We start from the raw sequence: 12,410 nt of genomic DNA on the forward strand, positions 1-12,410 counted from the left end.
GAAACGTTGCCCGCAACACATGCGCATCGGCGAAACTGCCGCCTTTAACCTGTAACGGAGCCGACTGCATGAGCTGGTTTGAATTCGACTGGGTAGACGCCTTCACCAATCGTGCATTTGGCGGCAACGGTTGTGCCGTGGTCCATGGCGGCGTGGGTCTCTCGGCCGAGGTCTGCATGGCATATGTGCGCGAAACCTCTCTGGTCGAATGCACATTCACCGGCCCGTCCGACGTGGCCGACATCCGCGTCCGGTATTTTCTGGCCAGCCGTGAAATTCCCTTTGCCGGGCACCCGACGATTGCCACCGTAGCGGCGATGCGGTCGCGCGGTATGATCTCCGGCGATAATCTGACGCTGGAAACCGGCGCGGGTCTGGTTTCGATCGGATTGCAGGGCGACCAGATCGAAATGACGCAGGTCGCACCGCAATTTGGTGCGCATGTGCCTGCCGATCTGGTGGCAAAGGCGATCAGCCTGCCGCAAGAAGCCATCATCTCGCCACCCCGGATGGTTTCAACCGGCTTGCCCTTCTGTATCACCGTTCTGCGCGATCATGACGCGTTGCGCGCGGCCCGCCTGTCCGAGGGCGCGCTGCGGAAAGTGGCTGCGAGGGCAGGGTATTCCGGCTCGGATATGGCCGAGCCTTTCCTCGTGACGCTCCAAGGGGCCACCGATGCGGGCGATACGTTCTCGCGCCTGCTTATGGCCCCGCCCAGCCCGCCCGAGGATCCGTTTACCGGGTCCGCCACCGGGGCCATGGCGGCCTATCTGTGGAGATACGGGCTAATGACCAAAGACAGTTTCGTTGCGGAACAGGGTCACGATATGGGCCGCCCCGGTCAGGCCGTGGTCACGCGCGTTGGACCCGCAGACGCGATGACAGGGATCAGGGTTGCCGGTCAGGGGCATATCCTGATGCGCGGGCAGGTTGACCTGCCAGAGACCGCGCAATAAACGAACCGGCTCACACCCGGCGACGTCCCCAAACACCTCAGCCCCGTCAAAACAAAAACGGCCCCCGTAAACCGGAGGCCGCTTCGTTTCATTCATCAGATTCAGCCGGCTGCGATCAGGCCCATGCTTTCCAGCTTCAGCAACACCTGATGGGCGCAGTTGTCGACCTCGACATTCTCGGTCTCGACACGCAGCTCGGGGTTCTGAGGCACGTCATACGGGTCCGAGATGCCGGTGAATTCCTTGATCTTGCCCTCGCGGGCCAGCTTATACAGACCCTTGCGGTCGCGCCGCTCACACTCTTCGATGGTGGTCGCAACATGCACTTCGCAGAAGGCACCGAACTGCTCGATCTCTTCGCGCACCGCGCGGCGTGTGGTGGCATAAGGTGCGATCGGGGCGCAGATGGCGATGCCACCGTTCTTGGTGATCTCGGATGCCACATAGCCGATCCGGCGGATGTTCAGGTCGCGATGCTCTTTCGAGAAACCCAGTTCGGATGACAGGTTTTTTCGCACGATATCGCCGTCCAGCAACGTGACCGGACGACCCCCCATCTCCATCAGCTTGACCATAAGCGCGTTGGCGATGGTGGATTTGCCCGAGCCCGAGAAGCCGGTGAAGAACACGGTAAAGCCCTGCTGGCTGCGTGGCGGCTTGGTCTTGCGCAGCTCGGCCACAACTTCGGGAAAGCTGAACCATTCGGGGATTTCCAGGCCCTCGGCCAGACGGCGGCGCAGTTCGGTGCCCGAGATGTTCAGGATCGTGACATTGTCCTTATCCAGAATCTCGTCATTCGGCTCGTATTGCGCGCGTTCCTGCACATAGACCATGTGTTTGAAATCGACCATCTCAACGCCGATCTCATCCTGGAACTGGCGGAACAGATCCTGCGCGTCATAGGGGCCATAGAAATCTTCACCGGCCGAGTTCTTGCCCGGGCCCGCGTGATCTCGGCCCACGATGAAATGGGTGCAGCCATGGTTGGCACGGATCAGCCCGTGCCAGACCGCCTCGCGCGGGCCTGCCATGCGCATCGCCAGATTCAGCAGGCTCATCGAGGTGGTGGATGCGGGATACTTGTCCAGTACCGCCTCATAGCAGCGCACGCGGGTAAAGTGGTCCACGTCGCCGGGCTTGGTCATGCCGACGACCGGGTGGATCAGCAGGTTGGCCTGCGCTTCCTTGGCAGCGCGGAAAGTCAGCTCCTGATGCGCACGGTGCAGCGGGTTGCGGGTTTGGAAGGCCACGATCCGCCGCCAGCCCAGTTTGCGGAAATAGGCGCGCAGCTCGTTTGGTGTATCGCGGCGACCGCGGAAGTCATAGTGAACGGGCTGCTGGATGCCAACAATAGGGCCACCCAGATAGACCTTGCCCGCCACATTGTGCAGATAGTTCACAGCCGGGTGGGCATCGTCATCGGCGCCAAAAACCTTCTCAGCTTCGCGCGCCTTGTTCGGGGTCCAGCGGTCGGTCACCGTCATGGTGCCTAGGATCACGCCTTCCTGATCACGCAGCGCGATATCCTGACCCAGTTCGATCTTGTCCGCAAAATCTTCGCTGACGTCCAGCGTGATGGGCATCGGCCACAGGGTGCCATCAGCCAGACGCATGTTTTCAACGACATTGTCGTAATCGGCTTCGCTCAGGAAACCTTTGAGCGGATTGAAACCGCCATTCATCAGCAGTTCCAGATCACAGATCTGGCGCGGGCTCAGATCCCAACTGGTCAGGTCGGCGGCTTCAACCTTCAGTTTCTGGGCCGAGTCGTACGACACATAAAGTTCGGGAATGGGGGCCAGATTGCTTAACATCGTCATCTGAATACTCTTATCGCAGTGTTGTGTTGCCAGTGATTCGAGGGCGTTTTCGGGGCATTTGCACCGACTGTCGCGCGAAGTCCACTGGCGTCAATGAAACAAAGGACGATATGCGCTGATTTCTCGCGGATTGGAAGGAATTTCCAACTCTGAAATCAAAATGATGATCTGGTTCCTTGGGGCGTAGATAATCCGATCATGCAAAGTATGACTGTTCCTGTTTTTGCGTGTGTGGCGTAAGCCCGGACGCGCGAGTGACTGGCAGGGCGGGAATCGGATCGGCAACGCCGCGCAGCTGGAACATCCGGATCCCCTCCGGCGGCAGGTCCATGCCCGCAGCCGTCAACACTTCTTGCGAGACCAGCAGTTCGACCCCCAACGCCTTGGTCTCGCTTTCCAGTCGGCTGGCCACATTGACAGCGTCGCCGATGATCGTTCTTGCGGCATGTCCCTGCGCGCCAATCTCACCCAGCACCAGATCCCCAAGGTGCAGGCCCATTCCGATCCGAATGTTAGGGCTGCCCTCGGCCTCAAGCCGCTCGTTGAACCGGTCGAGGGCATGGCTGATATCTATCGCAGCTTTCAACCCAGCGCTGGCGGATGCTGCTGCATCGGGTTTTTCGAAAACCGCCAGCAACCCGTCACCCATATACTTGTCCACGACACCGCCGTCCTTGGTGATGGCAGGAACAACGGCGTCGAAGAACCGGTTCAGCAGGAACACGATGTCATAGGGCAATTGACCGGTCGTGCGAGCGGTAAATCCACGCATGTCCAGAAACAGCACGGCCAGTTTCCGTTCCTGCCCCTGACTGGCATGCCCGCGGATGCGCCCGCCATCCGGTTGAAAAACGCGGAAAACGGTGGTCGGTTCCGTAGGGCGGATCTGGCAGGCCAGCCGTGTCTGCGGTGAGGCGCCGACAGCGGCCAGACTGCGGGCCTCGACATTGCCGGGCGGGGGCAGGGCACTGGCGCCCTCTTCGACGATGACGCGGCACGTGGTGCAGCGCCCCTTCCCGCCGCACAAGGCCGCGTGGGGCACACCATGTGCCTGCGAAATCTCAAGCAGGGTCATACCCTTTTCGGCATCTACCTCGGGCCCGCTGCTGTAACTCACCCGCACCGAATGCCTGCGCCGCCACAGCTTGCGCCCGATATACACAAGACCCGTGGCCGCCAAGGCCAGCCAGAACGCCAGAAGGGCATTGTCCTTGACGGTGAACATGGTCTGGAACGCCTCGGGCGAGGGCCAGTTGTAATGCTCGATATATTGTTCCCGCATAAACTCATCTGCGAAATCCATCCAAATGCGGCGACCCTCGGTCAGCAGACCGGCCAAAGCGAACATGGGGATGAAGACGGCAACACCGATCAGATAGGGTACGGCGCTGGACCACCATTTCGTCAGCCGTAGCCACATATGCAGTCCGATACAGCCATGCACCCAGACGATCAGCAACAACGCGCTTTGCATCCATATCACGGTGCTGGGCCACATCAGGATGATGATATACCCCATCTCGTCATTGACGTCATAGATCTCGTGCGCGACCCGAGTCTGGATGACATGCGAGATCAGCTGCAATGGTATCAGCAGACCCAGAACCACCTGCAACGCCATGCTGAACGGCATGCGCAGGGTCCGGCGCTGCGCGATCGAGGTCAGCGCCAGACCGGCATGCGTGAACAGCGCCGCATAAAGCAGCACGCTCAAAAGGATATGCCGCGTCACCGCTGTTCGACCGTCCTGCATCCCGTGCAGATAATCGGTGTGAAACAGGCCCATCCCGATGTTGATAAAATGGAAGAAAGCGAAAGCAAACAGAACCAACCCGCTGCCGATCCGAAGCCGGGTTGCCCAACCGCCACGCCACAATGCGCTCTTCAAGAATACCACCTGTATCGCTGTTCGCCGTGGTTGGACTTTGCGGGGACGTTCGCGGTCAGGTCAAGGCTTCGGGTGCAAATCTAAGCCTGCCAGTGGGTGGCAGGGTGTTGGGAGTGAATTGATATCTTGTCCGCACAAAACAGCACCAGATGGCTGAGGTCGGGGCGCGTGCGCGAGCTGTAGATCAAGCCGTCCGCCCCCAGTGCCCGCGCTTTATCCGAAAAAGTCCATGTCGGCGAAGGGACCCCCATAGCACGATTATCCTGCCAGATCACCGAGACAGCCGTCTGCCCGCGGTAGTCCACCAACCGCGCGTTTTCCACCAGAAACCTTTGTATCACGCGGTCGGGATCATCCCCCGAGACGTAGCGCCGGATGGCGACCGAAGCGCCCTCGGCGCTAAGCGAGGCATAAAGCGCGAACTGTCCGGAATGATGAAAGCGCCCCTCAGGCGCGCGGGCAGGCAGCAATGGGGTCGCTGCCTGCGACGCAAACAGAATTCTCCAGACTGGGCCAGAGAATTCAAGCATGCATCAATCCTGTTCGGCTAGGAACCGTTCGGCATCCAGTGCCGCCATACAGCCCATCCCGGCGCTTGTTACCGCCTGACGATAGACATGGTCGGTCAGATCGCCTGCCGCGAACACGCCGGGGATCGAGGTTTCGGTGCTGCCCGGTTTGGTGACGACATAACCACCCATATGGGTTTCCAGCGTGTCCTTGACCAACTCGTTCGCAGGGGCGTGGCCGATGGCGACAAAGACACCTTTGCACGGGATCTCGGTGATCTCGCCGGTTTTAACATGTTTGACCCGAACACCTTCGACGCCCAATGGCGCATCGGTGCCGATCACTTCTTCCAGCTGGTGGAACCACAGCGGTTCGATCTTTTCATTCTTCAACAGGCGATCCTGAAGGATCTTTTCCGCCCGCAACTCATCGCGGCGGTGGATCAGGGTCACCTTGCTGGCGAAATTGGTCAGGAACAGGGCTTCTTCCACGGCTGTGTTACCGCCACCGATCACCACGATTTCCTGCCCGCGATAGAAGAACCCGTCACAGGTGGCGCAGGCCGAGACGCCAAAGCCCTTGAACTTCTCTTCCGAGGGCAGACCCAGCCATTTCGCACGCGCGCCTGTGGCCAGAATGACCGCATCAGCGGTATAGGCGGTGCCGCTGTCGCCCTTGGCGGTGAAGGGGCGCTTGCTGAGGTCCAGATCGCTGATGATATCGCCAATCACCTCACATCCCATGGCCTTCGCATGGTCCTGCATCCGCACCATCAGGTCCGGGCCCTGCACCTCGGTGTCGCCGGGCCAGTTTTCGACCTCGGTCGTCGTTGTCAGCTGACCACCGGGTTCGATGCCCTGTACCAGAATGGGTTCCAGCATGGCGCGGCTTGCATATACGCCTGCGGTGTATCCTGCGGGCCCTGACCCGATGATCAGAACCTTGGTGTGTCTTGTGTCGGCCATGGTGCCCCCGCTCGAATTGCCTGAATTGGGCCCGCGGCCCGTCGCCACGATATAGCGACCGACTGGCCCGGCTTAAAGCCCCTTACTGTTAAGCCCCCTTCGGGCCGGGGTGCCTTGGGTTTTCGGGAAGAAGGCGAAAAGGAAACAAAGAAAATTGCGCATCTGCGAAACATTATTGCGCGCGTGTGGGGTGCTGATATAAGAACCGAAAAAATCAGGAGCATTTGATGGTCACGACTCGGCTGGATGATATTGATCGCAAGATTCTGGCGGAACTGCAGGCGGACGGTCGTATGACCAATGTCGAGCTGGCAAAACGGGTCGGAATCTCGGCCCCGCCCTGTCTGCGCCGGGTGCGCACACTCGAAGAATCCGGCTTCATCACCGGCTATCACGCCGAGGTCAACTCACGCGAGTTGGGGTTCGAGGTTCAGGTATTTGCCATGGTCGGTCTGGACAGCCAGGCCGAAGTCGAACTGCGCGCGTTCGAAGGCCGCTGCCGCGAATGGCCATTGGTCCGCGAATGCCACATGCTGAACGGCGAAGTGGACTTCATCCTGAAATGCGTCGCACCTGACCTGAGCAGCTTTCAGCAGTTTCTGACGGGCGAGTTGCTGACCACGCCAAACGTGGCCAGCGTCAAGACATCGCTCGTTATTCGCGGCGCAAAAGACGAGCCAGGCGTACCGTTCGACGTTCTGGAAGAACGTATGAACCGGACGGCGTAACGCCAACACGTTTTGGTTGCGCGGTGATTGGTGGCAACAGTGCTGCCACCGCAAGGGATAGAACCCAACTTATTACCAGCTGCATGATGCCCCCCATAATGCAGTAATCACAATCATGCTCAGGCCGTCATCGCGTCGATCTCACCATCTCCGGCGCGCGGCATCAGCAGCGGGCCAAAATCGTTCAACGACTCGATATGCGCGAACAGGTTCAGATAGATCGACCGAAGCGAGTGGCTGATCATGCGAACCGCGTTCACACCTGGATGATATGTTTCGAACTGTAATCCATCTACGCGAATAACGGAATGGCGTTTTAAACAAATGTGAAACAGTTCAACGGGGGTAGGCGGCATTGTTTCAATAACACCCATCCCGTCCTGAAATTCTGACACGGGTGTAAGAATCGGCTGCCCTCCATGCAGGTGCCGCAAATGCGCAGGTGTTCCCACGATTCGCGCCGCCGGGCCGGCAATGACACCCGACATTGGCTTCTGCATCCCGAACGTATCCGCCATGATCCGCGTCAAGGGTCGCGTCCGGCCACGTGAATCCGCGCGTCCGGGGATCAACGTGACAGATCCCTTCCACAACACGGTTTCCGATGCGCCATTCTGCGTCAGGACCGTATCCCCAGGCATCAAATCCTCGATTGCCATCGGTCCATGTTCTGTTTCCACCAAAGATCCACGTGTGAAGGCACAAAACGCGTCTTCAAACATCGGCAAGGCGGGCGCGATATGGCGGGTCTGAACCACATCTCCATTCTTTAGCAGGCTGCTGACTTCATAGCGGCGCAGCTGGGCCTTTGGCTTTGAAACTGGCCGCGGTATTTCTCGCAGCATGGCCGAAGTTTCGATTGCATTTCTGGCCGCGCGGGCCAGTGAATTTGGAATAGTCATTAATATTCCGTCCCCTCAAAATGTTCGGTCAGGCGCGGCGTACCCCCGTACAGACGCGCCCGGCGAACTGGTTCTTTGTCTTGAAACAAATGGGTGACCCCCGGGCGATGACCGGAACGGTCCCGCAACGCGACTAAATCTCGCTTTCCAATGGTCAACACATTGACCCCCCAGACAAACTCGTACTTCACGGGCGAAATTGCCCGCACACACAACTCCGTAAAAGTCACGAACCCCTCGTTCGTGACGCGCGATACATCAGGCCGGAGCAAACCTGATACGCGTTGACCCAGATAAGACCGGCAGCTTGGTCTCTGGGTTTTTCTGTCTCAGCGTCGTGCCGCGATGCGACTGGCGACCCTGACAGAATTGCTTGTTACCCGCTTCCACGGCATTTCCAGGTTCTGGTCCCGAGTGGCCTCGACCATGGCTTTCAGAAAGCGTGATTTGGTTTTCATTTTTTGGTCCTGCTCCGAGCGGGGCGTATTTCCCCACATCCTCTGTAAACCTTTTGTGACGCGCGTTTGCGGCAGGGATAAGGCTTATCCGGGATGATTTGCGGACAGAAAAATGAAGTCAGACGGACCTCCCACTCAACACGCCAGCGCCCGATTTTCGAACGTCAGATACCGATCTGATTACTGGCAAAAACTCGTTACGATTCTGATGCCCAATCAACACAACAAATGTGGCGGAAAAGTGGCAGGGTACCTAAATCTGGACGAAGATCACAATCTTATGACGGAGATCAGCCGCCCGTAATCGACCTCGTTCGCGTGCGTTGATCGGCGATAGGAATAGAACCTGTCGGGGTCGGAATATGTGCAGTGCCGGGTCCACTCGGCCTGTCCGATTCCCGCCTGCCGCAGCCGGTGCAGCCCGAAGGCGGGCAGATCAAATTGCAGGCGGTCACTTTCACCATTGGCAAAAAAGCGGCTGTTGTCCGGCGAATCCGCCAGGAACGCGTCCAGAAACTCTGGCCCCACTTCGTAAGCGCGCTGGGAAATACTGGGTCCGATCACGGCGCAGATATTGCTGCGGTCGGCCCCCAGCGCCTCCATCGCGTCCAGCGTTGCCTCCAGAACACCGTCCAGCGCGCCGCGCCACCCGGCATGGGCGGCACCGATCACATGCGCGTCGGGATCGGCGAACAGAACCGGCTGGCAATCGGCCGTCAGGATCGTCAGGGCCAGACCGGGTGTTGCTGTGACAATGGCATCCGCTTTGGGCTTTTCACCTTCAACCGGGGCTTTGACTGTCAGAACCGTTGGCGAATGAACCTGATGCACCGCGACCATTGCCTCGGGTTCAACCTCCATCGCGTCGGCCACCCGTCGCCGGTTCAGCGCGACAATCTCGGTTTGATCCGAGGACCCCTGACCACAATTCAAGCCGCTGAAAATTCCTGAAGACGCGCCGCCGCGACGGGTAAAGAACCCATGGCGAAATGGCGACAGCAGGTCCGAGGTCAGAATTTCCAGCGTCATGGTTCCAATCCTGGTGGTGGGGCTGCATAGGCCGGGAAAAGGCCCATCACCTTGAACAGATTTCCCATTTCATCAGGATGCGTCAACCGCCGATGCGCGGCAATCAGCGCATCCAGCTCGGAACCGCTCAGCGCCTTGGACAGGGCTTGCGCGCGGGCGGTGATCCCCAGCCGTTCAAAGAAGACGCCCTGCGGTGTCAGGCGGGAATGCCTGCAACCACAGGCACGGGTCGCAATAGCCAAAGGCTCAAAATCCACATGCGCGGTCAAATCGGCCTGACCGGGCGATGCCAGAGGATCGGTATGTTCGTGGTTTTGCAGAGCCTGCAAGGTATCGCCCAGCGAATGCCAGTCACCATAATCCACAATCAGCGCCGCGCCGCCATGGCTGGCGATCCGCCCCGCGATCACGGTCAGAATGGGAATCGCAGCAGCACACAGCTCGACCAGATCACCGTCCTTGGTGTCCGACAGCCTGTCATTCAACGCCACCTGCGGCCCGATTGCGCCCAGTCCGAACGTCAACCCGCCGTCACGTTCACCCACCAGACGCTCGCGCCAGCCCGTACCGTCACGCTGAAACTGGCGTATGGGCAGGGCATCAAAGAACTCGTTAGCAACCAGCAACAGCGGCTGGTCGGGCAGGTAGGCGATCGTGTCGATCCAGACCGCCTCGTAATCCTTCAGCGTTGCCGCCTGCACCTGTTTCAATACAGGCGATGCTTCAACCAGTACAACCTGCGCTGCCTCGTGAAATCCGGGTACAGCCCGTGTGGCGCGCAGAATATCGGCCATCAATGTACCGCGCCCCGGCCCCAGCTCGCACAGGGTAAACGGTGCAGGCCGTCCCTGATCCATCCAGCTTTGCGCCAGAGACAGCCCGACCAGCTCCCCGAACATCTGGCTGATTTCCGGCGCTGTGGTGAAATCCCCCGCTGCTCCCAGCGGATCACGGGTCGTGTAATAGCCCAGCGTCGGATGCAGCAGGCATTCGCCCATAAAATCCGCCACGCTCAGCGGTCCATCCTGCCGGATGCGGGCGATCAGGTGATCGGTCAGGCTCATGCCGCCCGCCGCCGCGCCCGCAGGGCAAACCACAGACCAAGCGCGATCATCGGCAGCGACAGGAACTGCCCCATGGTCAGCCCGTACCCGCCCACATGCCAGGCCAGCCCCAGTGGATTGCCGGGCGATACGAACTGCGCATCCGGCTGGCGAAAGAACTCGACGATAAAGCGCGACGCGCCGTAGCCCGCCAGGAACGTCCCCATGACAAGGCCCGGTGTGCGAAAACCGCCGCGCCGATAGACCAGCCACAGCAATACCGCCCCCAGCAAAACACCCTCCAGCGCGGCCTCATACAGCTGCGACGGGTGCCGGGCGCACATGCCTGCGACCACGTCGGGGCAATCCTGCGCAGCAAATCCTGGAAAAATGACGGCCCAGGGCAGCTCACTCGGGCGGCCCCACAGCTCGGCATTGACGAAATTGGCCAGCCGCCCCAGCAGCAATCCGGGCGGAACGGTGTAGGCGACCAGATCCCCCAGCGACAGGGCAGGGATCCGGTGCCGTCGTGCAAACAGGTACGACGCAAGGATCACGCCCAGCAGTCCGCCATGAAAGGCCATGCCGCCTTGCCAGACCTTCACGATCTCCAGCGGGTGCGACAGGTAATAACCCGGCTGATAAAACAGTACAAAGCCCAGCCGTCCGCCCAGAATCACGCCCAGAATGATCCAGGTGACCAGATCCTCCAGCTGCTCGGGCTTCATCGGCGGGCCATCCGCAGGCCAGAGCGTTGGGCGGCGCAACGCCACAACGGCCAGCCGCCACGCGATCAGGATGCCCGCGATATAGGCCAGCGCATACCACCTTAACGCGAACTCCATCCCGAACAGCGGGATCGAGAACAGTTCGGGCGACAGATCGGGGAAATTCAGAACAGCCTGCATGTGCGTCTCATTGCCCGGGGTTTGCAGGTCAAGTCAACCTTGAGCCCGCGCCATTCTTTGCCCATATACATGTAAACCGCGAGATCGGAGAACAGATATGCAGACCCGCAACAAGATCCTGGATGACGTGTCCCAACTGATGACCAACGCCATGGGCGTGGCGCAGGGCGCGCGGGAAGAGGCTGAAAACGCGATGAAGTCGATGATCGACCGCTGGCTGGCCGACCGCGATTTCGTTACCCGTGAAGAATTTGACGCCGTGCGCGCCATGGCCCAGAAGGCGCGCGAAGAAAACGCGGCACTCGAAGCCCGCATCGCCGCGCTCGAGGCGAAACTGGACAAATAACGCCCCGGCGTTCCCTGTTTTCACAATTTTCGGACAAAGCATAACGTCGCGCAATCCAGCCCGGATTGTGCGGTGCTGTGTATTCTGACGCGTCGCAGAATTTTTTCAAGATAAAGCTGACTCTGGCACCAATATTTTGATCGCCGTTGCTTTCTGTCCACAACTTATTGCTGTTATCCCCAATAATTAGGGTTGCCAGAACTTACGCCACATCGCACCATATTTAGTACAGGCCTATGGGGGAAGCCCGGTTTGTAGAGCAGGCAACTAGCGCTGGGGCGCTGCCAGCCCCGAAATGCTAGAGATTAGTGAGGTGGCATTATGGCCCTTTCCGAGCAGTATCTCGAAGAAGACATTCATCCGATCGACATTGTTGAGCATCTGGCCGAACATCACGACTGGGATTTTGATCGCATTGGGGACGATCAGATTGCCATGGCCGTTGAAGGGCAGTGGCGCACCTACTCGATCACACTGGCCTGGTCCAACTATGACGAAACGCTGCGCATGGTGTGCAGCTTCGAAATGGAACCACCGGCCGAGCGTGAAATGCAGCTCTATGAGCTGCTCAACAAGATGAACGACCAGTGCTGGGCAGGCGCGTTTACCTATTGGGCAAACCAGAAGCTGATGGTCTATCGCTATGGTCTGGTCCTTGCAGGCGGGCAAACGGCCAGCGCTGACCAGATCGACACGATGATCAATGCCGCCGTCATGAGCGCCGAGCGGTACTACCCCGCGATCCAATTGGTGACCTGGGGCAACAGAGGGCCAGAAGAAGCCATGCAAGTGGCCATTGCAGAGGCCTACGGCCGCGCGTAAACCTTTGCTCCGAACCGATATGTAATGCGGGAGGG

The 12,410-nt window shown here is 59.4% G+C and carries 13 protein-coding genes; 4 read left to right on the forward strand and 9 right to left on the reverse strand.

Annotation, left to right across the window (positions count from 1 at the left end):
• The first annotated feature begins 68 nt into the window (after positions 1-68).
• A complete protein-coding gene (locus tag ACR0BK_RS04820; RefSeq protein WP_480553926.1) occupies positions 69-956 on the forward strand; it encodes a PhzF family phenazine biosynthesis protein in 888 nt (295 codons plus the stop codon).
• Positions 957-1,057: 101 nt separating this feature from the next.
• Here ACR0BK_RS04820 and ACR0BK_RS04825 read toward each other — a convergent pair whose 3' ends face one another.
• The 4 genes from ACR0BK_RS04825 to trxB all read right to left on the reverse strand — a co-directional run bounded on the left by ACR0BK_RS04825 (position 1,058) and on the right by trxB (position 6,139).
• Positions 1,058-2,776, reverse strand: a complete 1,719-nt coding sequence (locus ACR0BK_RS04825; protein WP_480519148.1) for a bifunctional sulfate adenylyltransferase/adenylylsulfate kinase — start codon at positions 2,774-2,776, stop codon at positions 1,058-1,060.
• 196 nt (positions 2,777-2,972) lie between these two features.
• Complete coding sequence (locus tag ACR0BK_RS04830; RefSeq protein WP_480553927.1) at positions 2,973-4,664, reverse strand: adenylate/guanylate cyclase domain-containing protein; 1,692 nt, start codon at positions 4,662-4,664, stop codon at positions 2,973-2,975.
• A gap of 80 nt (positions 4,665-4,744) precedes the next feature.
• The gene (locus tag ACR0BK_RS04835; RefSeq protein WP_480553928.1) at positions 4,745-5,194 is read right to left on the reverse strand and encodes an RES family NAD+ phosphorylase; all 450 of its coding nucleotides are present in this window, start codon (positions 5,192-5,194) and stop codon (positions 4,745-4,747) included.
• 3 nt (positions 5,195-5,197) lie between these two features.
• Entirely contained in the window at positions 5,198-6,139 is a 942-nt protein-coding gene (trxB, locus tag ACR0BK_RS04840) for a thioredoxin-disulfide reductase (RefSeq protein ID WP_480553929.1), read from the reverse strand.
• A gap of 227 nt (positions 6,140-6,366) precedes the next feature.
• Here trxB and ACR0BK_RS04845 point away from each other — a divergent pair, with 227 nt between their 5' ends.
• Entirely contained in the window at positions 6,367-6,867 is a 501-nt protein-coding gene (locus ACR0BK_RS04845) for an Lrp/AsnC family transcriptional regulator (protein ID WP_209504770.1), read from the forward strand.
• A 119-nt stretch (positions 6,868-6,986) separates the two neighbouring features.
• On the opposite strand, the gene ACR0BK_RS04850 is transcribed toward ACR0BK_RS04845, so the two are convergent.
• From ACR0BK_RS04850 to lgt, 5 genes are all read right to left on the reverse strand, one after another.
• A complete protein-coding gene (locus ACR0BK_RS04850) occupies positions 6,987-7,769 on the reverse strand; it encodes a Hint domain-containing protein (RefSeq protein WP_480475489.1) in 783 nt (260 codons plus the stop codon).
• Between the two features lie 329 nt (positions 7,770-8,098).
• Positions 8,099-8,227, reverse strand: a complete 129-nt coding sequence (locus ACR0BK_RS04855; RefSeq protein WP_267362961.1) for a hypothetical protein — start codon at positions 8,225-8,227, stop codon at positions 8,099-8,101.
• A gap of 270 nt (positions 8,228-8,497) precedes the next feature.
• Complete coding sequence (gene pgeF / locus ACR0BK_RS04860) at positions 8,498-9,256, reverse strand: peptidoglycan editing factor PgeF (protein ID WP_480553930.1); 759 nt, start codon at positions 9,254-9,256, stop codon at positions 8,498-8,500.
• Complete coding sequence (locus ACR0BK_RS04865; protein ID WP_480553931.1) at positions 9,253-10,320, reverse strand: class I SAM-dependent methyltransferase; 1,068 nt, start codon at positions 10,318-10,320, stop codon at positions 9,253-9,255. Before ACR0BK_RS04865 ends, pgeF begins: the two co-directional genes overlap by 4 nt.
• Positions 10,317-11,207, reverse strand: a complete 891-nt coding sequence (gene lgt, locus ACR0BK_RS04870; protein WP_480553932.1) for a prolipoprotein diacylglyceryl transferase — start codon at positions 11,205-11,207, stop codon at positions 10,317-10,319. Before lgt ends, ACR0BK_RS04865 begins: the two co-directional genes overlap by 4 nt.
• Positions 11,208-11,304: 97 nt before the next feature.
• Here lgt and ACR0BK_RS04875 point away from each other — a divergent pair, with 97 nt between their 5' ends.
• Positions 11,305-11,553 carry an accessory factor UbiK family protein gene (locus ACR0BK_RS04875; protein ID WP_050604795.1) on the forward strand — a complete coding sequence of 83 codons (249 nt, stop codon included), beginning with the start codon at positions 11,305-11,307 and terminating at the stop codon, positions 11,551-11,553.
• Between the two features lie 321 nt (positions 11,554-11,874).
• The gene (locus ACR0BK_RS04880; RefSeq protein WP_209598027.1) at positions 11,875-12,375 is read left to right on the forward strand and encodes a type III secretion system chaperone family protein; all 501 of its coding nucleotides are present in this window, start codon (positions 11,875-11,877) and stop codon (positions 12,373-12,375) included.
• Positions 12,376-12,410 lie beyond the last annotated feature (35 nt).

It is taken from the genome of Ruegeria sp. AF1, assembly GCF_056542125.1.